At 68.4% G+C, this 23,685-nt stretch carries 21 protein-coding genes; 9 read left to right on the forward strand and 12 right to left on the reverse strand.

Annotated elements, in window-relative coordinates:
• The first annotated feature begins 188 nt into the window (after positions 1 to 188).
• Both JOD27_RS06580 and JOD27_RS06585 read left to right on the forward strand, forming a co-directional pair.
• On the forward strand, positions 189 to 1,019 hold the full coding sequence (locus JOD27_RS06580; protein ID WP_204761253.1) for a helix-turn-helix domain-containing protein: 831 nt from the start codon (positions 189 to 191) through the stop codon (positions 1,017 to 1,019).
• Positions 1,020 to 1,032: 13 nt separating this feature from the next.
• The gene (locus JOD27_RS06585) at positions 1,033 to 1,197 is read left to right on the forward strand and encodes a DUF397 domain-containing protein (RefSeq protein ID WP_204761254.1); all 165 of its coding nucleotides are present in this window, start codon (positions 1,033 to 1,035) and stop codon (positions 1,195 to 1,197) included.
• Here the strand turns inward: JOD27_RS06585 and ptsP are convergent.
• Complete coding sequence (gene ptsP, locus JOD27_RS06590; protein WP_204761255.1) at positions 1,174 to 2,805, reverse strand: phosphoenolpyruvate--protein phosphotransferase; 1,632 nt, start codon at positions 2,803 to 2,805, stop codon at positions 1,174 to 1,176. The genes JOD27_RS06585 and ptsP overlap by 24 nt on opposite strands.
• A gap of 39 nt (positions 2,806 to 2,844) precedes the next feature.
• A complete protein-coding gene (locus JOD27_RS44605) occupies positions 2,845 to 3,291 on the reverse strand; it encodes a Dyp-type peroxidase (protein WP_307829951.1) in 447 nt (148 codons plus the stop codon).
• Positions 3,292 to 3,338: 47 nt separating this feature from the next.
• On the opposite strand from JOD27_RS44605, the gene JOD27_RS06600 reads away from it, so the two are divergent.
• Together JOD27_RS06600 and JOD27_RS06605 are read left to right on the forward strand one after the other, a co-directional pair.
• Positions 3,339 to 4,553, forward strand: a complete 1,215-nt coding sequence (locus JOD27_RS06600; RefSeq protein WP_307829953.1) for a right-handed parallel beta-helix repeat-containing protein — start codon at positions 3,339 to 3,341, stop codon at positions 4,551 to 4,553.
• Entirely contained in the window at positions 4,550 to 4,729 is a 180-nt protein-coding gene (locus tag JOD27_RS06605) for a hypothetical protein (RefSeq protein ID WP_204761256.1), read from the forward strand. The genes JOD27_RS06600 and JOD27_RS06605 overlap by 4 nt, the downstream gene beginning before the upstream one ends.
• Here the strand turns inward: JOD27_RS06605 and JOD27_RS06610 are convergent.
• Genes JOD27_RS06610 through JOD27_RS06630 form a run of 5 tightly spaced genes read right to left on the reverse strand, consistent with a single transcriptional unit; the run spans position 4,707 to position 9,817 of the window.
• Entirely contained in the window at positions 4,707 to 5,585 is an 879-nt protein-coding gene (locus JOD27_RS06610; protein WP_204761257.1) for a ribokinase, read from the reverse strand. The genes JOD27_RS06605 and JOD27_RS06610 overlap by 23 nt on opposite strands.
• Complete coding sequence (locus tag JOD27_RS06615; protein WP_204761258.1) at positions 5,582 to 6,499, reverse strand: substrate-binding domain-containing protein; 918 nt, start codon at positions 6,497 to 6,499, stop codon at positions 5,582 to 5,584. Before JOD27_RS06615 ends, JOD27_RS06610 begins: the two co-directional genes overlap by 4 nt.
• Positions 6,500 to 6,528: 29 nt before the next feature.
• Positions 6,529 to 7,449: an ABC transporter permease gene (locus tag JOD27_RS06620; RefSeq protein WP_204761259.1), complete on the reverse strand. Its 921-nt coding sequence runs from the start codon at positions 7,447 to 7,449 to the stop codon at positions 6,529 to 6,531.
• A complete protein-coding gene (locus tag JOD27_RS06625) occupies positions 7,446 to 8,855 on the reverse strand; it encodes a sugar ABC transporter ATP-binding protein (RefSeq protein ID WP_204761260.1) in 1,410 nt (469 codons plus the stop codon). Before JOD27_RS06625 ends, JOD27_RS06620 begins: the two co-directional genes overlap by 4 nt.
• Complete coding sequence (locus tag JOD27_RS06630) at positions 8,852 to 9,817, reverse strand: LacI family DNA-binding transcriptional regulator (RefSeq protein WP_239566716.1); 966 nt, start codon at positions 9,815 to 9,817, stop codon at positions 8,852 to 8,854. The genes JOD27_RS06625 and JOD27_RS06630 overlap by 4 nt, the downstream gene beginning before the upstream one ends.
• 109 nt (positions 9,818 to 9,926) lie before the next feature.
• Here JOD27_RS06630 and JOD27_RS06635 point away from each other — a divergent pair, with 109 nt between their 5' ends.
• Positions 9,927 to 11,705 (forward strand): DUF2339 domain-containing protein, encoded by a 1,779-nt coding sequence (locus tag JOD27_RS06635; RefSeq protein ID WP_204761262.1) that lies wholly within the window; start codon positions 9,927 to 9,929, stop codon positions 11,703 to 11,705.
• A 504-nt stretch (positions 11,706 to 12,209) separates the two neighbouring features.
• A complete protein-coding gene (locus tag JOD27_RS06640; protein ID WP_204761263.1) occupies positions 12,210 to 13,283 on the forward strand; it encodes a YncE family protein in 1,074 nt (357 codons plus the stop codon).
• Here JOD27_RS06640 and JOD27_RS06645 read toward each other — a convergent pair.
• Complete coding sequence (locus JOD27_RS06645; RefSeq protein WP_204761264.1) at positions 13,220 to 15,337, reverse strand: MMPL family transporter; 2,118 nt, start codon at positions 15,335 to 15,337, stop codon at positions 13,220 to 13,222. The genes JOD27_RS06640 and JOD27_RS06645 overlap by 64 nt on opposite strands.
• Before the next feature lie 111 nt (positions 15,338 to 15,448).
• Between JOD27_RS06645 and JOD27_RS06650 the strand changes: the two genes are divergently transcribed.
• Positions 15,449 to 16,174 carry a TetR/AcrR family transcriptional regulator gene (locus JOD27_RS06650; RefSeq protein ID WP_204761265.1) on the forward strand — a complete coding sequence of 242 codons (726 nt, stop codon included), beginning with the start codon at positions 15,449 to 15,451 and terminating at the stop codon, positions 16,172 to 16,174.
• A gap of 133 nt (positions 16,175 to 16,307) precedes the next feature.
• Here the strand turns inward: JOD27_RS06650 and leuS are convergent, their stop codons facing one another.
• Positions 16,308 to 19,085 (reverse strand): leucine--tRNA ligase, encoded by a 2,778-nt coding sequence (gene leuS / locus JOD27_RS06655; RefSeq protein ID WP_204761266.1) that lies wholly within the window; start codon positions 19,083 to 19,085, stop codon positions 16,308 to 16,310.
• 301 nt (positions 19,086 to 19,386) lie between these two features.
• On the opposite strand from leuS, the gene JOD27_RS06660 reads away from it, so the two are divergent.
• On the forward strand, positions 19,387 to 19,791 hold the full coding sequence (locus JOD27_RS06660; RefSeq protein WP_307829957.1) for an SdpI family protein: 405 nt from the start codon (positions 19,387 to 19,389) through the stop codon (positions 19,789 to 19,791).
• Between the two features lie 18 nt (positions 19,792 to 19,809).
• Here the strand turns inward: JOD27_RS06660 and JOD27_RS06665 are convergent, their stop codons facing one another.
• The gene (locus tag JOD27_RS06665; protein ID WP_204761267.1) at positions 19,810 to 20,382 is read right to left on the reverse strand and encodes a YqgE/AlgH family protein; all 573 of its coding nucleotides are present in this window, start codon (positions 20,380 to 20,382) and stop codon (positions 19,810 to 19,812) included.
• A 237-nt stretch (positions 20,383 to 20,619) separates the two neighbouring features.
• Between JOD27_RS06665 and JOD27_RS06670 the strand changes: the two genes are divergently transcribed.
• The gene (locus JOD27_RS06670; protein WP_307829958.1) at positions 20,620 to 21,960 is read left to right on the forward strand and encodes an MFS transporter; all 1,341 of its coding nucleotides are present in this window, start codon (positions 20,620 to 20,622) and stop codon (positions 21,958 to 21,960) included.
• Here JOD27_RS06670 and JOD27_RS06675 read toward each other — a convergent pair.
• Together JOD27_RS06675 and JOD27_RS06680 are read right to left on the reverse strand one after the other, a co-directional pair.
• Positions 21,889 to 22,143 (reverse strand): LuxR C-terminal-related transcriptional regulator, encoded by a 255-nt coding sequence (locus JOD27_RS06675; RefSeq protein ID WP_204761268.1) that lies wholly within the window; start codon positions 22,141 to 22,143, stop codon positions 21,889 to 21,891. The genes JOD27_RS06670 and JOD27_RS06675 overlap by 72 nt on opposite strands.
• A gap of 95 nt (positions 22,144 to 22,238) precedes the next feature.
• Positions 22,239 to 23,675 carry a CCA tRNA nucleotidyltransferase gene (locus JOD27_RS06680; RefSeq protein WP_204761269.1) on the reverse strand — a complete coding sequence of 479 codons (1,437 nt, stop codon included), beginning with the start codon at positions 23,673 to 23,675 and terminating at the stop codon, positions 22,239 to 22,241.
• Between the last annotated feature and the right edge of the window lie 10 nt (positions 23,676 to 23,685).

Genomic DNA, 23,685 nt, shown 5'->3' on the forward strand with positions numbered 1-23,685 from the left:
TGGGCGCGCCCGCGCACCGATCTGGACCGAGAGCGGGTCACCGCGCTGGGGCATCCGAAAATGCGCGTCGAGATCCGTGTGACCGCCGTCGCCGCCTGACTTGTACCGCTTCCAAGAGCTACTTCCTTCAGGCAAATTCGGACGGAAACGATGGAGCGAAGGGGAGCCGCACTCCTAGCTTCATCTCCATGCCACGACGAAAGTCCAGTGTGGTCGGACGGGAGTTCGGTGAACGCCTTCGGCACGTCATCGCACAGACCGGGCTGACCCACCGCAAGCTCGCAGAAGAACTCGGCTGGGACGAAGCCAAGCTCTCCGACCTGGTACGGGGCAAGGGCGGCGTCGACGAGGGCGACCTGAAGCAACTGCTCGGGTACTGCCGCGTCAAGCCTGCCGAAGCTAGTCACCTGCTCGCGCTGTTCAGGGAGACACGGGAGACCGGATATCTCCAGATCCCCGAAGACGGGCAGCCGGACCAGGTACGCATCCTGATCGACCAGGAACGTCTGGCCAACGAGATCACCGTCTGGTCGATGAATCTCATCCCCGGACAGCTGCAGACCGCTGATTACATGCGTGCCCTCAGTGAAAAGGGTGTACGCGACGAGTCAGTCGACTACGAGGAACGCATCGCCGCGAGGATGGCGCGTCGCGAACTCTTCCACTGGAGCCGCAAGTTCTGGTTCTTCATCCACGAACAGGCGTTGCACCTGCCGGTCGGTGGACCAGACGTGATGAAGGACCAGTACCTCCACCTCCTGGGAATGGCCCAGCGCAGCTACATCACCGTGCGGGTCGTGCCGACCGCCATCGGCGCGCACGCGGGAGTCGCCGGCTCGTTCCTCCGGTTCGGCTACGAGAAGTACGAGCCGGTCATCTTCATCGAGAGCAAGAACTCGTGCCTCTTCCTGGAGGACAAGGGATCTCTCGACGTCTACGGCAAGATACTGAAGCTGCTCGACCAGCAGGCGCTGTGTGCGGAAGACTCGAAGGAGCTGATCACCGGCATCCTGCACTGAGGAGGAATTCCGCATGGCGAAGTGGCGCAAGAGCTCCCACAGCCCCGATGCGAACGACTGCGTCGAGATCGGTCGCGGCATCGGTATCCGCGACAGCAAGGCGCCGACCACGCACCTGCCGGTGTCGGCCAAGGCGTGGTCGGCGTTCCTCGGACTAGTGCGGGGCGCGAGCCGCTAGCTTCGCCGTCGCCGGGTCGCCCGCCGCCAACGCGCCACGGGCGGCGAGCTGGCAGATGTCCATGCTGGACGTGGCGAGCTTGGCGCCGACGTCGGCCAGCGCCGTGTGGTTCATCGACAGCGACGTCACGCCCATGCCGATGAGCACGCACGCGAGCAACGGGTCGGCCGCCGCCTCGCCGCACACGCCGATCTGCTTGCCTGCCGCGGTGGCCGCCTCGCCGACCTGCGCGATCAGGCGCAGCAGCGCAGGCTGCCACGGGTCGTTCAGCGCGGCCACACCACCGAGCTGGCGGTCGGCAGCGAAGACGTACTGCGCCAGGTCGTTGGTGCCGATGGAGATGAAGTCGACGACCTGCAGGATCTCCCGCGCCGACAGGGCCGCGGACGGCACCTCGACCATCACGCCGGCGCGCTTGATGCCCGCCTGCCGGGCACGTGCGACGAACCACGAGGCCTCGGCAGCGGTGGCGACCATCGGGGCCATGACCGAGACGTCGGCACCGGACGAGGCAGCCGCGGCGGCGATGGCCTCGAGCTGGCGGTCCAGGACGTCGGGACGGTCGAAGGCGACGCGCAGACCGCGCACCCCGAGCGCCGGGTTGGGCTCGGGGTCCGGGTTCAGAAACGCCAGCGGCTTGTCCGCGCCCGCGTCGAGGGTGCGCACCACCACGGGCTTTCCCTTAAACGGCGCCAGCACAGCCGTGTAGGCAGCAGTCTGCTCAGCAACACTCGGCTCCTCCGCTGCGTCGAGGAAGCAGAACTCCGTGCGGAAGAGGCCGACACCCTCGGCACCGGCGGCCGCAGCGGCGGCGGCGTCCGCGGGCGAACCGACGTTGCCGAGGACCTTCACACGGTGGCCGTCCTTCAGCACACCCACGCCGTTCCACGTGGCCTTCTTGCCCGTGCCGGCCGCACGGACCTTGCCGTCCGACTCGCGGACCTGGCCGGTGTCGCCGTCGACCTCGAGAGCGCGAACGTCCAGCGCCAGCACGCCACGACAGGCGACGACGGCCGGGATGCCCAGCGAACGGGCGAGGATCGCGGTGTGCGAGGTGGGGCCGCCCTCCTCCGTGACCAGCGCGAGGACCTTCGTCGGGTCGAGACCGGCCGTGTCCGCGGGCGCCAGATCGCGCGCGACCAGCACGGACGGCGACGTCAGGTCGGGAACGCCCGGTGCGGGCAGGCCAAGCAGCTCGGCCACCACGCGGTCGCGGACGTCCTGGACGTCGCGGGCGCGTTCGGCCATGTAGCCACCGGCGGCCTGCAGGGCCGTGACGAACTTCTGCGCTGCCTGGTGCACCGCGCGGGCGGCGGGCAGCGACTCGTCGACCACGAGTTTCTCGGCCGACTTGATGAGGGACGGGTCGCCTGCCATCGCCGCCGTCGTCTCCAGAACGGCGCGGGCCTCGCCCTCGACGGTCTTCGCGCGCTCCATCAGGCGCTGCGCGACGATCTCGGTCGCCGGCCGGATCCGGGAGGCTTCCTCTTTTGTATCCGCAGGTCGCGGACCCAGCGGAGGTTCTGGCAGGGCCTCAGCGACCCTCACCACGGGGCCGGAAGCCCGGCCGCTGCTGACACCGACACCGCTCAGCCGCGCGCTCGACATGGTCTAGACCATACCCTTCCACCGGGAACCGACGACAGCTCAGTGTGACCAATTCAAGGGCGGGATGCGGAACGCCGCCGAGCTGATCGTCATCGCGTAACGCAAAAGTGCGTCGCCATCGGCCATCCGATACATCGTGTTCACAAACGTCCTCAGCTCGCGCTGGAACGAGATGAAGATCAGGCCCTCGGCGTAGTTGTAGGAGCGGCACAGCATCAGACCCGCGCCCACCGTCAACGGGTGCGCGCGCCGGGCGTGCGCGTCGGCCGGGATGACGTACTCGCCGTCCGGGGTCTTTGCCGACAAATCAACCTCCTCGCCACCGGGCAACGGCATGGCGTCGTGCTTCCGCCGCCCGAACACCCGTTCCTGATCACTCTCCGGCAGCGCCTGGACATCCGGCTGCCGTTCAGGCGAGCCGCAGCCACCGAGTAGCCCAACAGCAGCAGCGCCGTACAGCAGACAGCGGTGCGAGAGTTGACCCACAGGGCCAGTGTGACAGTAGGCCGAACGGCGCAGTACGGTGACCGGCTGTGCGCGCTCCGTACACCTTCGCCGTTCTGCTCCTGGTCGCCGGATGCTCACCGGCGGCGCAATCGAACCTCGGTCCCGAGATCAACGTCCCGGCGCAGCTGAGCACCATCCAGGCCGCCGTGGACGCGGCGCAGGAGGGCACGACCATCGTCGTCGCTCCCGGCGTCTACAAGGAGTCGGTGCAGGTCAGAACCAAGGGCCTCACGATCAGGGGAACCGAGCGCGGCAGCGTGATCATCGACGGGGAGGTCAAGCGCGCCAACGGGATCGTGGTCACCGCGCCGGACGTCTCGGTGCAGAACCTGACGGTCCGCAACCACACGTTGAACGGCGTGCTCGTCACCGGACTGAGTGAAAACGGCGGGATGGGCCGCGGAAGCAGCGGCTACACCAAGCTAGACCCGCAGAAGTTCGCGCCGCTGCAGGGCTTCCGCGTCTCGTACGTGACGGCCAGCAACAACGCGCTGTACGGCATCTACGCGTTCGACGCGCAGCACGGCGTCATCGAACAGAGCTACGCGAGCGGCAGCGTGGACTCCGGTTTCCATGTCGGCCAGTGCAAGCCGTGCGACATCGTCGTGCGCGGCAACGTCGCCGAGCGCAACGCCGTCGGTTACGAGGGCACGAACGCGTCCGGCCAGATGTACGTGCTGGGCAACAGGTTCAGCGGCAACCGCGTCGGCATGACCTCGAACTCCGACCACCAGGAGGCGTTCGTGCCGCAGGAGGACGCCACGTTCGTCGGCAACCTGGTGTCGGACAACTCCGAGGCGCTCTCGCCGGCGCAGGCCGACGGCGCGTTCGGGCTGGGCGTGGGCATCGCGGGCGGCACGAAGAACCTGGTGTCCCGCAACCTGATCACCGGCAACCCCGGCATCGGCGTCGCGCTCGGGTCCAGCGAGGACCTGGCGCCGCTGGACAACCGGTTCGACGACAACGTGATCACCCGCAACGGCCAGGACGTGCGGTACTTGGCCACGAAACGGGCGCCCGGCAGGAACAACTGCTTCGACGACGGCGAGTGCTACGGCGGCGTCGGCGAACCGTTGCCGAAAGCCGCCGCGCCGCGCGGGATCCCGTTCAACCAGGTCGCCGCCCCGCCGCCGCAGCCGGACATGCCGGACGGTCCGTTGCCGGACAAGGCACCGAACGTGGAGAAGTACGGCGTGCCGACCGAGGACCTGTTCGACGACCGCGCGGCGGTGCGGTCGTGAGCCAACTACACGACCGGGATCAGGGCGTTCACCGCATCCCGTCACCCCGGCGGCGAGCTCGTGCTGGACGGCCGCGTCGACTTCGCGCCAAGCTGGGCAACGCCGAGGAGTTCGCCGTCTTCGACTTCACCGGGCCGGGCGACCCGGTGAACGTCATTCCGCCGCTGACGAGCTGACCTCGGCCGCGGTGGGGTACGACGGCTGCGCGCCCGCCTTCGTGACGGAGAGAGCGGCGACCTTCGCGGCGTACCTCGCGGCATCGACGAGCGTGTCGCCCTCGGCGAGCCGGGCGGACAGCGCGCCCGCGAACGCGTCACCGGCACCGGTCGTGTCCACGACCTCGGCGACCTCGATCGACGGCACCTCGGTGATGCCTTCCCCGGTCACCACGGCCGCACCGCGCGCGCCGAGCGTGACGACCGCGGACTGCGGGCCGAGCTGCAGCAGACCCTGGAAGTCGGGCGCGAGCTGCGCTGCCTCGTGCTCGTTCACGATCAGCACGGTGAGCTGCCCGAGCGTCTCCGCGGGCAGTTCGGCCACCGGTGACAGGTTCAGCACGGTCCGCACGCCCGCCTTCGCCGCCACACCGATCGCGTGGATCACCGTCTCCAGCGGCACTTCCAGCGAGCACGTCAGAACCTGCGCGCCGCCGAACGAGACAGCGTCCACATCGGACGGTGAGACGTCGGCGTTGGCACCGGGGGAGACGACGATGGAGTTCTCGCCGTCCGGAGTCACGGTGATGTAGGCGATGCCGGTCGGCCGCGCGGACGTCTTCACGAGCTTCGTGTCGACACCGGACGACTCCAGCGACTCGCGCAGCAGCGAGCCGTACCCGTCGCCGCCGAGGGCACCGATGAGCGAAACCCGAGCACCGACCCGTGCGGCGGCGACGGCGGTGTTCGCGCCCTTGCCGCCGGGCAGCACGACGGTGTCGCCGCCGAGCACGGTCTCACCGCCGACGGGCCGCCTGCCGACCTCGACCACGAGGTCGGCGTTGGCGGACCCGAGAACAAGCAGAGGATTCGTCACTTGGTGAACTCTGCCACGTTCTGCTTCGTGATGACCTTGACCTCGACGTCCACGACCTGCTGGACGGGCTCGCCCTTGGCGGCCTTCACGGCCTGCTCGACGGCCTTGGAGCCGAGCAGCTTCGGCTGCTGCGCGATGGTCGCGACGAGCGTGCCGTCCTGGATCGCCTTCAGACCGTCCGGCGTGCCGTCGAAGCCGACGACCATGACATCCTTGCCGGCGCGGGCGCCGAGGGCCTTGATCGCGCCGAGCGCCATCTCGTCGTTCTCGGCGAAGATGCCCTTGATGTTCGGGTGACCCTGCAGCAGGTTCGTGGTCTCGTTGAGGGCCTTGGCGCGGTCGAAGTCCGCGACGGCCGTGGCGACGACCTTGATGTTGCCGCTGTTCAGGCCCTGCTCGAAGCCCTGGCCGCGGTCACGCGAGGCCGACGCGCCGGAGATGCCCTTGAGATGCGCGACGTCACCGGACGTGGCGCGGCCGAGCTCGATGGCCGCGAGGCTGCCGCCCGACACGTTGTTCGAGGCGACCTCGGCGGCGACCTTGCCCTCGACCGAGCGGTCGACCGAGATCAGCGGGATTTTCGCCTGCTCGGCGGCCTTGGCGGCGGGCGCGGACTGCTTGGAGTCGACCGGGTTCAGGATGATCACCTTGACGCCCTGGGTCACCAGCGTCTGCACCTGGTTGACCTGGTTCGTCGCGTCGTTCTGCGCGTCGACCACGGTCAGCTTGGCGCCGAGCTTGTCCGCCATCTCCTGCGCGCCCTGCTGCAGCTCCACGAAGAACGGGTTGTTCAAAGTGGACACCGCGAGGCCGATGGTGATGCTGTTGCCTCCGGACGCCCCTGTTCCGCTGCACCCGGTCGCCAGCAGAGCAGCGGCACCGAGCGTCAGCGCGATCCGTCGGGTCACCTTCATTGGTGTCTTCCTTACCTGTTCGGTCTATCTCAGCGACGGCGAAGTGAGTCGAGCAACGCGGCGAGAGCGATCACCGCGCCGATGACGACCTGCTGCCAGAACGGCGGGACTTGCAGCAGGTTCAGGCCGTTGCGCAGGACGGCGAGCACGAGTGCGCCGACCAACGTCCCGGTGGCGCGGCCAACGCCACCGGACAACGACGCGCCACCGATGACAACCGCGGCGATCGCGTCGAGCTCGTAGCCGACCGCTGCCTGCGGACCGGCGGACCCGAGCCGTCCCGCGAGCACGAGGCCGGCGGCAGCGGCGAACAGGCCGGAAAGGGCGTAGATCCAGAGCTTCTGCTTGCGCACGTCGATGCCGCTGAGCTTCGCGGCCTCCTCGTTGCCACCGATCGCGTACATGCGGCGGCCGAGGTTCGTGCGGGTGAGGACCAGGCCGGTGACACCGAAGAACGCCAGCATCAGCAGCAGCGGCAACGGCAGGCTCGGCGCGAGGTTCGAGCCGAGGAACGACACCAGTTCGTCGGTCTCGTGTGGCTGGCCTCCGGAGAACACCAGCGTGAGACCGCGCGCCACGCTGAGCATGGCCAGCGTCGCGATGAACGGCGGCAGCTTGCCGTAGCTGATCAACGCGCCGTTCACGAGACCGCACAACGCACCGACGACCAGGCCGACCGGACCGGCGGTGAGCGCGCCGACCATGGCGGCCAGCGCGGCGATGCTGCCGACCGACAGGTCGATGCCGCCGGCGACGACCACGAACGTCATGCCGAACGCCATGATCGCGATGACCGCGGCCTGCACGCCGACGTTCAGCAGGTTCTGCGCGGAGAGGAACGCCGGCTGCATGATCGCGATCGCCACAGCGAGTACGAGGAGCCCTGCCAGCGCTCCGTTCTCCGCCAAATACTTCTTGGGTGCGTACTTGCGAACATTGAGTGCGGTCATGCGGAAATCTCCTGCACGGCGAGTGCCATCACCTGGTCCTGGGTCGCGCCCTTCGGCAGCTCACCGGCCACTCGGCCGTGTGCCATCACGACGACGCGGTCGCTCATCCCGATCACCTCTGGCAGGTCGCTGGACACCAGCAGCACGGCCCTGCCCTGTGCGGTCATGCGGTTGATGAGCTCGTAGATCTCGACCTTGGCGCCGACGTCGACGCCGCGCGTGGGCTCGTCGAGGATGAGCACCTTCGGGTCGGCCAGCAGCCACTTGCCGATGACGACCTTCTGCTGGTTGCCACCGGAGAGCTCCTTCACGGGCTGCTCGACGCGGCCCTTGATCCGGAGCTTGCCCGCGACGTCGGTCAGGCGCTTCGCGTCGCGGTTCTCCAGCGTGGCCAGCTCGAGGTTCTGCCCGACGGTCGCGGTCAGCACGAGGCCCTGGCCCTTGCGGTCCTCGGGGACCAGACCGAGACCTGCCTTGATGGCGGCCTGGACGTTGTTGCGGGGCAACGGCTTCCCGTCGACCTCGACCGTGCCGTAGTCGTAGTCGTCCACGCCGAACGCCGCTCGCGCGACCTCGGTGCGGCCGGCGCCGACGAGACCGGCGATGCCGACGACCTCACCCGCGCGGACCTCGATGTTGATGTCCCGGAAGACACCGCGCCGGGTGAAGTTCGAGATGCGCAGGAGCGGCTGACCGGGCCGCTTCCGCGCACGCGGGTACTGCTCCTCGATCGAACGGCCGACCATCAGCTCGATCATGTGCTGAGTGGTGGCTTTCGGCCCGAGGACGCCGACGCTGCGTCCGTCGCGCAGCACCGTGATGCGGTCGGCGATGCGCTGGATCTCGTCGAGGTGGTGGGTGATGAAGACGAGACCCACGCCGTTTTCGCGCAGCTGAGCCATGATCTCCAGCAGCCGGTCGGTCTCGGTCTCGGTGAGCACCGCGGTCGGCTCGTCGAGGATCAGCACACCCGCGTTCTTGTCCAGCGCGCGGGCGATCTCGATCATCTGCTGCTGGGCGATGCCGAGGTCGCGGACCTTGGCGTTCGGGTCGACGTTCAACCCGACGCGCTCGAGCAGCTCAGGTGCGCGGCGGCGCATCTCGGCCCGGTCGACGAAGCCGAACTTCCTCGGCAACCGGTTGAGAAACAGGTTCTCCGCGACGCTGAGCTCCGGGACGAGCGCGAGCTCCTGGTGGATGACGGCGAGGCTGGCCCTGCCCTCGATCGTGCCCTCGTCGTGGCCGTGGATGCCCGCGAGGACCTTGACCAAAGTGGACTTTCCCGCGCCGTTCTCGCCGAGCAGGACGTGGACCTCACCGGCGTTGATGTCGAGGTCGACACCGTCCAACGCCTTGGTCGCCCCGAACTGCTTGGTGATGCCACGGGCGGTGATGAGCGTCTTCACAGCTCGGCCTCCCCGCACGAACCGCGCAGCACGAGCTTCGCGGTGAGGCGGACGTCGTCTGGCTGCCGGCCGTTGATCAGGGCCAGCAGACTGCGGGCGGCGGCACGACCCATTTCCACGGTCGGCTGGGCGATGACCGTGATCGGCGGGTCGAGCAGCGGGAACCACGGCTGGTCGTCGAACACCGCGAACGCGATGTCGTGCGGGATCTGCAGGCCACGGGCCCTGATCTCACCCAACGCGCCGAGGCCCATCAGGTTGTCCATCACGACCAGCGCGGTGGCGCCGTCGTCGATCAGCTTCGCGGCGGCCTGGCTACCGCTCTCCTGCCGGAAGTCGCCGTGCACGACGTGCGCGACGCCACCGAGCGCGGTGGTGAGCACGTCCGTTCGCTCTCTTCCAGTGGAGGTGTCCGGCGGTCCCGCTATCACGCCGATGCGGGAGTGGCCGGCGCCGACGAGCCGCCGGGCGAGCGCGGTCAGTGCCTCGCTGCCGTCGGCGCGGACGACTGGGCATGTCGCGCCCCTGACCGTCCGGTCGAGCAGGACGAGCGGTACGCCGCCTGCGCTCACTTCGCGAACCAGGCTTGGGTCGTCGGTCGCGGGGCACAGCAGGAGGCCGTCCACCCGGCGGTCGAGCAGGGTGCGCACGTACGTGGCCTCCTGCTCGGCGCTCTCGTCGGCGTTCCCGATCACGACGCAGTAGCCGTGTGACCGGGCTTCGTCCTCTACCGCTCGCGCGATCTCGGCGAAGAACGGGTTCAGCAGATCGCTGATGACCAGACCGAGGGTCTGGGTGCTGGTGGTCCGCAGGGACCGCGCCAGTGCGTTGGGCCGGTAGCCGAGTTCCTCGATCGCGGCGAGCACCCGCTCACGGGTCTCGGGCGTCGGCGCGGCATGGCCGTTCAGCACGCGCGACACGGTGGCCGTGGAGACGCCTGCGTGCTGCGCGACGTCCTTCATGGTCGTCACGGCGCAGAAGTTAATCGATTACACACCTATGTAGTCAAGCCAGCTGAGACTGAGTAGGTGTACGGATGCCACCGGGCGTGTCCTGCCTCACCCTGATGTCATGAACGGACAGGACCGCCTCGGGTACGAACAGCGCCTCGCGCTGGAGCTCGCGGCCATCGGGCAGCGGCTGATGACCATCAGCTCGGAGATGCGGGAGCACTCGGCCGCAGTCGCTCCGCCACCCGTGATGGCACCTCCTGTCGCGGTTCCGGTCATGCCGCCGCCACCGGTGCAGCAGCAGTGGCCGCAGCCTCCGCCTCAACAGCCGTGGGTTCCTCCGCAGCCGCGCGAGTCCCTGTTCGAGAAGCTCGGCAAGGACGGCGCGGGGTCGAAGCTGCTGGCCTGGGTCGGTGGCGCGATCACCGTGCTCGGCTTCGTGCTGCTGCTGATCCTCGCCATCCAGCGCGGCTGGCTCGGCCCGCTGCCGCGCGTGATCGGTGGCGCGGTCTTCAGCGGTGCCCTCGTGGGCATCGGCATCTGGCTGCACCGCAACCCGGCCGGTCGCACGGGCGCGTTCGCGCTGGCCGCGACCGGTTTCGCCGGCCTGTACCTCGACGTCATCGCCGCCACGAGCCTCTACGAGTACCTGCCTCCGCCGGTGGGTCTCGTCGTCGGCCTCGGCGTCGCGGCCACCGGTGTCGTGCTCGCGCTGCGGTGGGAGTCGCAAACGCTCGCGGTCGGCGTTGTCGCAGCGTGCGCCATCTGCTCGCCGATCTTGACCGAGGGCTTCACGGTGCTGCTGGTCGGGTTCCTGCTGGTGCTGAAGATGGCCAGCACGCCGGTCCAGATCCAGCGCAACTGGCCGGGCCTCGCGATCGCCGGTGGCTTCCCGCCGATCATCGCCTCGCTGCTCACCACGGCGAGCGCCATCCCGCGTGACTACGAATGGACCGTGGTCGGGGTCGCGGCGGCCACGACCGTCGTCGGCATCGTGGTCGCGCTGCTGACCATCCTGAAGCGCCCTGACGACATCGTCGCGGTCGCGCTGGTCGCCGGCTCGGCGCTGCCGTCCCTGTTCGCGACCACGCTGCTGGACGACCCGGCCAACTCGCTGCTCGCCGGTGCGGTGGCCGCGGTGCTGCTGGCCATCTGGATGGTGCCCGACCTGCCGCGTTCGTTCACGACGGCGGCCGGTGCGACGGGCATGCTCGCGTTGTTCCAGACGACCGTGATCGCGCTCGACGGCAACGTCCGCACCGCGATCGTGCTGGCAGAGGCAGTGCTGCTGGCGTTCCTCGCGGCGCGGCTCGACAAGCGCAGCGCGTTGGTCGGGTCGATCGTGTTCGGCGCCGTCGGGTTCCTGATGGCGGTCGGCCAGGCCGTGCCCATCTCGTGGCTGGTGGAGGAACCGCGCCACGTCACCGTCAGCTCCGGCGACTACGCGGCAGGCCTCATCACGGCGCTCGTGCTGGGCGTCTTCGCCGCCGCCGAGCCGTGGGCCGCGCTGAGGATGCAGGTGCTGCGCGAACCGGCGAAGCACCCGGTTCCGTGGATCATCGCCGGCCTCGTCCTGCTCTACGGCGCAGCCGGTGCGGTGCTGTGCACGGCGTTGCTCGTGTCACCGGACGAGAGCGGGTTCCTCTTCGGACACTCGGTGGTCACCGTGTCGTGGACGATCGCCGCGTTGTTCTTGCTGGTCAAGGGAATCAACAACAAGGCGCTGCGGATCTCGGGCCTGATCCTCGTCGGCGCGGCGGTGATCAAGCTGGTGACGTTCGACCTGGCCGCTTTGGACGGTGTGGCGCGCGTGCTGGCGTTCCTCGGTGCCGGTCTGGTGCTGCTGACCGCGGGTACCCGCTACGCCAAGTTGGTAGCAAGCGCGAGGACGCCTGACTAGTAGGCCGTCGCGGCTTAGTTGTGTGGTCCGCGATCTTGAGTTGGTTGTAGTTGCGAGCCGAGGCAAACGTTTGCTGATCACGCCACCTACCGCCAACTCACGATCACATCGCCGACACGCCGCGCGACACGCGGACGACCCGCCCATACCAAAGGTTAGAGGCGACGGTCTACTAGTAGTGTGTCGCAGCTATCTCTGGGGATGTGGCCGGCAGGCAGCCGCGCTTCGATCATGAAGTTCGCGCTCTCCTGGCTGCCAACTGCACGGTTGGGCTGATCAGCAAACGTTTGCGTCAGCATTTCTCTACCGCCGTCTCGGCAGCGACGTACATGAGCGCGACCATCCGGGCTTTCGGTGACGAGCACCAGACCGCCCAGCCCCGGCCCGACTCAACGGAGCACAACCAAGCCGCGACGCTCTACCAGGACCACGACCGGGCAAAGATTTCCCCTGACAGGTGACGGAAGTAGATCCAAAGCACCCAGAAGTGGTCCCATCGGGCGTATGGCAAAGCCACGGCTCGCGGCCGCGGTTCTAGCGCTCTCAGCGGCCATCGCGGCGATGGGTGTCGAGCAACGGCACGACTACACAACCACTTCCGCAGCGCCAGTTCCGCGTGCGTACGTCGTGGGCAAGACCGGGCTCGTCCAAGTCGTCGACACCAGGAACGGCACGGTGCTCTCGTACGCCGACACGGCGGGTCGCGCGACGGGTGTCGCCGTGTCGCCGGGCGGGCAGCGGGTCTACGTGGTCAACGGCTGGACGGGCGCGATCACCGAGGTCGACCCGAACACCGGCACGGTGATCGACCGGCTCTTCACGAAGGTCCAGCTCTCCCACGCGGCGATGCGGCCGGACGGCAAGCGCCTCTACGTGTCGGCCAGCGGTGGCATCGCGGTGGTGGACCCAGACACGTTCCGGCTGGTCGCCGCGGTCAAGGTGCCCGGCCAGCCGCAGGGTCTCGCCGTCCACCCGAACAACCAGGTCCTCTACGTGGCCAACGCGCAGGACGGCACCGTCGGCGTGGTCGACACGGCGACGGCGTTCCAGACCTCGACCGTGCAGGTCGGCGGCCTGCCGCAGTACCTGGCGATCTCACCGGACGGCAAGCGCCTCTACGTGAGCGGCATGCGGCTGGGCGAGCAGACGCCGGGCACGCTGTCGGCGATCGACACGACGACGAACCAGGTCGTCCGCACGACGAGCGTCGGCAGGGGAGCGGGCAGCCTCGCCGTCACCCCGGACGGCACCACCGTCTACCTGGCGCTGGCGAAGGAGGGGTCGGTCGCGGTCATCGACGCGGCGACCATGACCGTGCGCGAACGCTTGCGCATCAACGCACCGAGCGTCGCCATCGCGCCGGGAGACCCGAGGGTTTTCCTCGCGACCGGCACGACGACGACGGTGCTGGACAGCTCGAACGCCGTGCTCGCCACCTACCGGATGAAGCCGAGCGAGCTGCAGGAGACGAGGCCGCGCCAGTTCGACGCGGCCATGATCGCCTTCCCTCCCGGTCAGCCGACGGCGACGGGCTCGCGGACCTCGTCGTCGAAGTCGTCGTCGACCGGCTCGTCGTGAAGCGCGAGGCGTTCCTGGATCCGCTTGAGCGGACCGGGTGACCACCACGCGGCGTTGCCGAGCAGCTTGAGCACGGCCGGCACGAGCAGCATCCGGACGACCGTTGCGTCGAGCGCCAGCGCGAGGATCATGCCGACGCCGACGAACCGCATCATCGCGACCTGCGAGAACGCGAACGCGCCCGTCACCACGATCAGCAGCAGCGCGGCCGACGTGATCACCCGGCCGGTCTTCGCCAGACCGGTGCTCACGGCTTCCTCGGTCGTCGCGCCCTGACCGCGGGCCTCGACCATCCTGCTCAGCAGGAAGACCTCGTAGTCCGTCGACAGACCGAACACGATCGCGGCCATCAGCACGACGATGCCGGACTCGAGCGGCCCCGGCGTGATGCCGAGCAGGTCGGCGCCGTGGCCTTCCTGGAAGACCCAGACCAGCGCGCCGAACGTCGCGGACAACGACAGCGCGCTCATCACCACGGCCTTGATCGGCAGCACGACCGAGCCGAACGCGAGGAACATCAGGATCAGCGTGGCGCCGACCAGCAGCCCGATCATCAACGGCAGCCCGTCCGCGATGGCGTCGAGCGAGTCCGTGACGATGGCCGTGTTGCCGCCGACCAGGACCTCGGAGTTCGGCGGAGGCGTGAGCGCCCGGACATCCTTGAGCGCCTGCTTCGACTCGTCGCTCAGCGCGTCGTGCTCCAGCCCGGCCGAGGCGGAGGTGACGCCCTTGTCCGCGCCGAGCGGCTGGACCTCGCCGATGCCCTTGACGTCCTTGACCTTGCCCAGGAACTCCTGGACCGCGGCCTGGTCGCCGCCCTTGACGACGATCTTGAGGCCGGTGTTGGAGAGCGCCGAGAAGTTGTGGTTGATGTTCTCGGTGGCGACGCGCACGGCGTTGCCCTCCGGCAGCACCTTCTCGGTGACCTGTCCGAACTGGACGTTGAGGAACGGAGCGCCGAGAGCCGCGAGAACCGCGATCAGCGGGACGGCGAACAGCAACGGCCGCTTCATGACCTTGCCGCTCAGGCTGCGCCAGCCGCGTTCGCTCGGCTCCTTCTTGCGCCACGGCATGGCGAGCTTGTCGACCCGGTGGCCGAGCACGCCGAGCAACGCGGGCAGCAGCGTCAGCGAGACCAGCGCGGCGATCGCGACGGACGACATGCCGCCGTACGCGAGGGACTTCAGGAAGCCGTGCGGGAAGATCAGCAGCCCGGCGAGCGCGATGACCAGCAGCGTTGCGGAGAACATGACGGTGCGGCCGGCACTTGCCACGGTTCGGCCCACCGCCTGCTCGTTGGTGCGCCCTGCCGCGAGCTCCTCGCGGAACCGTCCGACCATGAACAGGCCGTAGTCGATCGCCATGCCCAGGCCGAGCAGCGACGCGACGTTGACCGCGAACGAGTTGACCTCGGTGAAGATCGCGACGCCGTGCAGCACGCCGAGCGCGCCCATGATCGCGAGCCCGCCGACGACGACGGGGAGTGACGCGGCGACCAGACCGCCGAAGATGACCACGAGCAACAGCAGGACCAGCGGCAACGAGAACATCTCGGCGCGCGTGAGGTCCGCCTGGGACATGTCGTTGATGGCCTTCTGGGTCGGCACGAGCCCACCGACCTGCTGGCTGAAGCCATCGACGTTCAACTGCTTCTGGATCTCCTCGAACTGCTTGATCTGCTCGTTCGAGTCACCGCTCGACAGCGTGATGGCGGCCAGCGCCTGCTGCTTGTCGTCGGACGGCACCGGCCCGACGGTCTTCAGCACGTCGTTCTTGGGGAAGCCGCTGATGTGGTCAGCGATCTTCTTCAGCTCCAGCGGGTTCGCGAAATCGCCGCGGTAAATGACGATCACGTCACCGTTCTGCCGCCCGAACGCCTCCTCGGCTACCTTGTCGGCCCGCGCCGCCTCACTGGAAGGAGCCTCGTAACCACCCTGGCTGAGCTTGTCGAACACGCCCATGCCCCACACGCCGCCGAGCACGGCGAGCAGTACGGTCGCGACGAGCACCACCCATCGGCGGCGATATGCGATCGAGCCCCACTTGGCGAACATCTGCGACGGCCTCCTGGGTTACCGTGCTGTAAATGCTGTGAACTCTTGTAAACACCGTTCACTGAAACCGTACGGGCGGTGGACGAGGTCTACAACCCGATGGAGTGACATATGACCGAGGCCACTCGCCGAGAACGGCTCCGCGCAGATACCGAGCGTGAGATTCGGCAGGCGGCCCGCGCCCTTTTGGTGGAACGCGGCCGCGACGCGGTGACCCTGCGTGCCATCGCACGCGAGCTGGGCATCACCGCGCCCGCCCTGTACCGCTACTACGACTCCCACGACGCGCTATTGCGGCAACTCTGCGACGACATCTGCGCCGACATGGCCGCAGTCCTCTACGCGGACCTCGCCGCGGACACGTCAGGGCAGGTGGGGTGCCAGGTCAGGGCGGTGTGCCGAGGCTTCCGCCGCTGGGCGCTCGCCCATCCCCAGGAGTTCGCGCTGGTCTTCGCCTCACCACGGGACCCGCTCGGCGCCGACCAGTTCGGCTCGGTGTTCCTGCACCTCGCCGGTCGCCTGATCGCCTCGAACCTCGTCGTCAAGCACGCGGACGAGGAAGTGCCCGAAGTGCTGCACGAGGACCTGGTCAGGTTCCAACAGGTGTTGATGGACGCGGTGTCGGTGCACGGCGTCACCGTCGAGGACGACGTCCTGAATCTCGGGAAGATCTACCACGTGGTGCAGTCCTGGGTGCGGCTGTACGGGCACGTGGCGCTGGAGGTGTTCGGGCGGTTTCCGTTCGCGGTGAGCAACCCGGAACCGATGTTCGACAACATGCTCGACCAGATGCTGTCGGACATCGGGTTTCAGGAGGACGACTCGGCGGCTCGCTGAGCGCTGTAGCGCCGATGTGGTGTTCGGCGGCGAGCACCGGAGCCGCGGTCAGAGGCGGCGCTGCCAGCGCCACCATGGCGCGGAGCTGTGGCCCGAGCCGGCGCAGCCGTAGCCGCGCCGGCTCCTTGAGTTGCTACAGAACGACGTTCACCAGGCGGCCGGGGACAACGATCACCTTGCGCGGTTCGCCACCGGCGACCAGCTCGGCGATCTTCTCCTCGGCCAGGGCCGCGGCCTTGATCTCGTCCTGCGACGCGGAGGCCGCCACGACGACCCGCGAGCGGACCTTGCCGTTGACCTGGATCGGGTACTCGACGGTGTCCTCGACCAGGTACTGCTCGTCGGCGACGGGGAACGGGCCGTGCGCCAGCGAGTCGGTGCGGCCCAGCTTCGCCCACAGCTCCTCGGCCACGTGCGGGGCCTGCGGAGCCAGCATCAGCACCAGGGGCTCGGCCAGCGCGCGAGGCGTGCCGGACGCGTAGTGCTTGGTGACGTAGTTGTTCAGCTCGATCAGCTTCGCGCCTGCCGTGTTGTAGCGCAGGTTGGCGTAGTCGTCGTGGACGCCGGCGATCGTCTTGTGCAGCAACCGCAGCGCTTCGACGGACGGCTCCTCGTCGGTGACGCGCAGCGAGCCGTCGGCCTCGTCGACCAGGTTGCGCCACAGCCGCTGCAGGAACCGTTGTGCGCCAACGACGTCCTTGGTCGCCCACGGGCGTGAGACGTCCATCGGGCCCATGGACATCTCGTAGAACCGGAAGGTGTCGGCGCCGTACCGTTCGCACATCTCGTCCGGCGTGACGACGTTCTTCAGGCTCTTGCCCATCTTCCCGTACTCACGACGGACTTCTTCGCCGTTGTAGAAGTACTTGCCGTCTTCCTCGACGACCTCGTCGGCCGGCACGTACACGCCGCGCGGGTCGACGTACGCGTAGGCCTGGATGTAGCCCTGGTTGAACAGGCGGCGGTACGGCTCGTCGCCGGTCAGGTGGCCCAGGTCGAACAGGACCTTCTGCCAGAAGCGCGAGTACAGCAGGTGCAGCACCGCGTGCTCGACGCCGCCGATGTACAGGTCGACGCCGCCGGGGTCGGTCGGGCCGTGCTCGGCCGTGCGCGGGCCCAGCCAGTACTTCTCGTTCTCCGGGTCGACGAACCGCTCGGTCTCGACCGGGTCGACGTAGCGCAGCTGGTACCAGCACGAACCCGCCCAGTTCGGCATGGTGTTCGTGTCGCGGCGGTACTTCTTCATGCCGTCGCCCAGGTCCAGCTCGACGGTGGTCCACTCGGTCGCGCGCGACAGCGGCGGCGACGGCTCGGTGTCCGCGTCCTCCGGGTCGAAGGTGCGCGGCGAGTAGTCGTCGACGTCGGGCAGCTCGATCGGCAGCATCGACTCCGGCAGCGGGATCGGGGTTCCGTCCTCGTCGTAGACGATCGGGAAGGGCTCGCCCCAGTAGCGCTGGCGGCTGAACAGCCAGTCGCGCAGCTTGAACTGGACGGTGCCGTGGCCGTGGCCGTTCTCCTCCAGCCACCCGATGATCGTCTTCTTGGCGTCGTCGATGGCCAGGCCGTCCAGGAACCCGCTGTTGATGGCGGGTCCGTCGCCCGTGTAGGCCTCGCCGTCGAAGCCCTCCGACGGCTGGACCGTGCGGATGATCGGCAGGTCGAACTTCTTCGCGAAGTCCCAGTCGCGCTGGTCCTGGCCGGGCACGGCCATGATCGCGCCGGTGCCGTAGCCCATCAGCACGTAGTCGGCGATGTAGACGGGGATCTGCTGGCCGTTGACCGGGTTCGTGGCGTACGCCCCGATGAAGACGCCGGTCTTCTCCTTGTTCTCCTGACGATCCAGTTCGGACTTCAGGGACGCAGCCCGTCGGTACGCCGCGATGTCTGCCACGCGATCGGGCGCCGCAATCGCGTCCACCAGCTCGTGTTCCGGTGCCAGGACCATGTAGGTCGCGCCGAACAACGTGTCCGGACGGGTCGTGAAGACCTCAATGCTCTCGTCTCCCACCGCGAATCGGACACGGGCACCATGCGAGCGCCCGATCCAGTTGCGCTGCATGGCCTTGACCTTGTCCGGCCAGTCCAGCCGGTCCAAGTCGTCGATCAACCGGTCCGAGTACGCGGTGATGCGCATCATCCACTGGCGCAGGCTCTTCCTGAACACCGGGAAGTTTCCGCGCTCACTGCGTCCGTCGGCGGTGACCTCTTCGTTCGCCAGCACAGTACCCAGTCCGGGACACCAGTTGACGGGCGCCTCCGACAAGTAGGCCAGCCGGAATTCGCCCAAGATCCTTTGCTGGTCGGCAAAAGACAGCTCAGACCAGTTGCGACCGTCCGGGGTGGCTCGCTCCCCAGACTCGAACTGAGCCTCCAGCTCGGCGATCGGGCGAGCCTTCTTCGCGTCCTCGTCGTACCAGGAGTTGAAGATCTGCAAGAAGATCCACTGGGTCCACTTGTAGTACTCGGGGTCGATCGTCGAGATGCGGCGCCGCTCGTCGTGGCCCAGCCCCAGCCTGCGGATCTGGCGCAGGTACGTGTTGATGTTGTCTTCGGTGGTCTTGCGCGGGTGCTGCCCGGTCTGCACCGCGTACTGCTCGGCGGGCAGGCCGAACGCGTCGAAGCCCATCGTGTGCAGAACGTTGCGGCCGTTCATGCGGTGGTAGCGAGCGAACACGTCCGTGCCGATGAAGCCCAGCGGGTGGCCGACGTGCAGCCCGGCACCGCTCGGGTACGGGAACATGTCCTGCACGAACAGCTTGTCCGCGGGCACGTCACCCTTGAGCGCCCCCGCGGGGTTCGGCGCGTGGTAGGTGCCGTGGTCCTCCCAGTACTGCTGCCACCGCTTCTCGATCTGGTTCGCCAGCTCGGCGGTGTAGCGGTAGGCGGGGATCTCCGCCGCGTCCGTGCTCATGTTGATGAGTCCCTCTCCATCGATCCTGCCCCTGACATGACGAAACCCCCCAGCCCAGATGGGCATGGAGGGCTGCCGCGCCGACCGTCTTTCGATCAGGTCGCCGCGGCTAACTAAGGAGCAGGCGGGCCGTGCTCATGTCGTCAACGGTATCAGCGCACCGCAAGCGCGATGAACTGGGTGACCGGGGAGGCGTTGAAGTCGCGCACCGGGACGAGCAGGAGTCGTCCGAGCATGGCGCACAGCACATCTGACCGGGGTGACCGCTCGGTGAACGGCAGCCGGCACCTACCCTCATGGGGTGAACATCGTGCTGTCGGTCGTCCTGGGTGTGCTCGGCGTCGCTCTCGGCGCGGTCGGTCTGCTGGGTCTGCAGGGCAAGCTGCGGCGCAACCGCTTCGTCGGTGTGCGCACGGCGGCGGCGATGCGTGACGAGGAGACGTTCGCACTGGCCAACCGCGTCGCCGGGGTGCCGAGCGTCGCGGCCGGTGTCGTGGCGATCGTGTCGGGCGCGATGGCGTTCGTCATGGCCGACCTGGCCGTCACCGCTGGGATCATCGGACTGCTGGGCGCGCTCGGTATCGCCTTCGCCGGTGGCATCGCGGGCAGCCGGGCGGCGGCGCTGGTGCCGGAGCCGGTCAAGCCCAAGGGCTGCGGTGGCTGCGCCTGCGGTGGTGGCGGGTGCTCGCCGCTCGCCGGGCTGTAACCCCACGTTTCACGTGAATCAGTTTTCCCGGACGTCCTTGGGGTAGGTCGACAGCAGCGCCAGCGGCATGCCCTGCCGGCGCAGCACGCGGCCCCACAGGTCGACGTTCGCGCCCACCAGCACGTCGTCGGCCAGGCCGGTCACGACGATCCAGTCGCCGCGGTCGATCTCGTTCGCGAGCTGGCCCTCGCCCCATCCCGCGTAGCCCGCGAACACACGCAGGCCGCGGACCAGGGGCATCAGGTCGTCGGGCTCGGCATCGAGGTCGATCAACGCCACCGGGCCCTGCACTCCGACCAGACCCTCCACCTTGGACGGGTCGGTGCCCGCCTTCAGGGCCGCCAGGCACAACGCCGTCTTCTGCTCGACCGGGCCACCGATGTAGATGCACTGCGGCTTGGTGACGTGCGGGCCCCACGGCGGCAGGACGTCGTGCACTGCCACCTCGGAGGGGCGGTTCAGCACGACGCCGAGGGTCCCCTCTGGACGTTGGTCGATGATGTAGACGACGGTGCGCTTGAAGTTCGGGTCGTTCAGGCTCGGGGCAGCAACCAACAGGGAGCCTGGCTCGACCTCGGCATCGGGACGCACGTCACCATGAAATCATCCGTGATCGCTGGAACAACTCAGGGCCGCGTCCCGTTAGACTCAAGTGTCGGATGTCTTTGTGTCCCCCGGGCTCAACAGACAACCGCCTTCGCGGAATACCGTACGGCTGGAGCCGCGTAGTGCATCGCGCCGTGAGGCGACCTGGCATCCGATCCAGGGGAGCCGGACCGTGAGGTCCGGCTTTCGTGGTTTTCACCCGAGCGCGCATAGAGTGCAACAGTGACAACGCTTGCGGTGGAGAAGCACCACTGGGGATCACGCCGGTTCCTCGGCATCCCCGAGTACCGCAGGCTTCTCGCCACCAGGCTCACCTCGCAGTGGGGTGACGGTCTCTTCCAGGCCGGGCTCGCCGGGGCCGTGCTCTTCAACCCCGAACGGCAGGCCGATCCCGCGGCCATCGCAGCCGGTTTCGCCGTGCTCCTGCTGCCGTACTCGATCATCGGGCCGTTCACGGGCGCGTTGCTCGACCGGTGGGACCGCAAGAAGGTCATCGTCGCCGCGAACGTCTCGCGCGCCACGTTCGTCCTGCTCACCGCGCTCGCGGTCGGTGCGGGCCTGAGCGGGTTGCCGCTCTACATCTCCGCGCTCGTCGTCATGGGCATCGGCCGGTTCGTCGGCTCCGGGTTGTCGGCGTCGTTGCCGCACGTCGTCGACGACGACCACCTGGTCGAGGCGAATGCGCTGGCCACGACGGCGGGTGCGATCACGGCGGTGATCGGCGCGGCCTGCGCGATCGGGTTCCGCACGATCCTCGGTGCCGGTGACGGCGGGTCGGCGTGGACCACCAGCATCGCCCTCGTGGGCATGCTGACCAGCGCTTTCATCGCCGGCCGGTTCAAGGCCGGCGTGCTCGGGCCGGACGAGGTCGACGAGCCGCCCAACGCGTTCAAGGCCGTCGCCCGCGGTCTGGCGGACGGCGCGAGGGCCACCTGGCACACCCCGAACGTCACGGCGGGGCTGGCCGCTCTGCTCGCGCACCGGGCAGCGTTCGGCGTGAGCCTCATGGTCACGCTGCTGCTCATGCGCTACAGCCTGGAGGACGTCGGCATCCTCAAGGCGGGCATCGGAGGGCTCGGCGAGGTCGCCGTGGCCGGTGGCGCCGGCATCCTGCTCGCGGGCTTCCTCACCGACCGCATCGTCGACAGGTTCGGCGTCAGGACCACGATCTGCGCGGCGCTGCTCCTCACCGCGTCCGCCCAGATCGGGCTCGGGCTGCCGATGACGTTGCCGTCCATCCTCGCGGCCAGCTTCGTGATCATCTTCGCCGGCCAGGTCGTCAAGCTCTGCGTGGACACCGCGGTGCAGCACGACGTCGGCGACGAAGTGCGCGGCCGGGTGTTCGCCCTCTACGACACCCTGTTCAACGTCACGCAGGTCACCGCGGTGTCCATCACGGCGACGGTGGTCCCCCTGGACGGGCGTTCGCCCGGTCTCATCCTCACCGCCGCCGGCCTCTACCTGGTCGGTCTGGCCACCTACCTGCTGCTCCTAGCGCGGAAACGGCAGGTGCAGCATCCCGGCCTCGTGGGCGAAAACGACGGCAGCCACCCGATCGGGTAACTCCAGGCGTCGCAGGATGTCGGCCACCTCGTCGGCCACTCGCTGTTGCCCGATGCCGAGCACGCGCGCGATCTCGTGGTCGGCGTGACCACGCGCGAGACACCTCAGCACCGCCCGCTGGTCGTCGGTCAGCACATCCAGATCGTGTGCCGCAGGACCTGCGGAAAGTCCCCAAGTGAACATCTGCACCACCCCCATGCGCACCCCTAGCGCACTTCAATGGTGCAACCACGCGCTGTCAGTTCGCTAACGCCGGGATTTCATGCGCTCACGATGCGTCACCGGGATGGCGGAGTGATCCCCTGCTCGCGCGCCCAGTCGAGCAGAGCCGCCTCGGCCTCGTCGCGGCCCAGCGGCCCCCGGTCGAGCCGCAGCTCCTTGAGGAACTTCCACGCGGCACCGACCTGCGGACCTGGCGGCAACCCGAGCAGCTTCATGATCTCGTTGCCGTCGAGGTCCGGCCGCACGCGCGCGAGGTCTTCCTCGGCAGCGATGCGCGCGATGCGTTCCTCAAGAGAGTCGTACGTCCGCCGCAGCAGGTTCGCCTTGCGCTTGTTGCGCGTGGTGCAGTCGGCACGGACGAGCTTGTGCAGCCGCGGCAGCAGGTCTCCCGCGTCGGTCACGTACCGGCGCACGGCCGAGTCGGTCCACTCGCCGTTGCCGTAGCCGTGGAAGCGCAGGTGCAGGTAGACGAGCTTGGCGACGTCCTCGGTGATCTCCTTCGAGTACCGCAACGCCCGCAAGCGCTTGCGGACCATCTTCGCCCCCACGACCTCGTGGTGGTGGAACGAGACGCCGCCGCCCGGCTCGAACTTCCTGGTCGCCGGCTTGCCGATGTCGTGCAGGAGGGCCGCGATCCGCAACACCAGATCGGGTGAATGATCAACGTCTTCAAGATCAATCGCCTGTTCCAGCACAACCAGCGAGTGGTGGAAGACGTCCTTGTGTTGATGGTGTTCGTCGATTTCCAGCTTCATGGCCGTGAGCTCCGGCAACACGACGTCGGCCAGCCCGGTCTCGACCATGAGCTCGATGCCGCGGCGCGGGTGCGCGCCGCACAGGAGCTTCGAGAGCTCCACCTGCACGCGCTCCGGCGTGATGCGGGCGATTTCGCCTGCCATCGACCGCATCGCCTCGACCACCCGCGGCGCCGCGGTGAAGCCCAGCTGGGAGACGAACCGCGCCGCCCGCAGCATCCGCAACGGGTCGTCGCCGAACGACTCCTGCGGGGTCGCCGGTGTGTCCAGCACGCCGTCGCGGGCGGCCTGCAGGCCTCCGGTCGGGTCCACGAACTCGCGAGCGGCGATGTCGAACGCCATGGCGTTGACCGTGAAGTCACGGCGGACCAGGTCGCCGTCGATGGTGTCGCCGAACGTCACCTCGGGGTTGCGGGTGACGCCGTCGTAGACGTCCGCGCGGAAGGTCGTGATCTCGAGGATCTCGCCCTTCTTCGAGGCGCCGACCGTGCCGAACGCGATGCCGGTGTCCCACTGCGCGTCGGCCCAGCCGCTCAGCAGCTTCTGGATCTCCGCAGGTCGCGCGTCCGTGGTGAAGTCGAAGTCGTTCGTGGGGCGCCCCAGCACGGCGTCGCGCACACTGCCACCTACGAGGTAGAGGCGCTTGCCCTCGGCGGCGAACCGAGCGGCGAGCTCAGCGACGACTGGTGTGACGGTGGGTTGTTCCACCACCGCATTCTGCTGGAGCGATCGAGACACGAGAAACCAG

The sequence above is a fragment of the Lentzea nigeriaca genome (assembly GCF_016907955.1).
GTDB lineage: Bacteria > Actinomycetota > Actinomycetes > Mycobacteriales > Pseudonocardiaceae > Lentzea > Lentzea nigeriaca.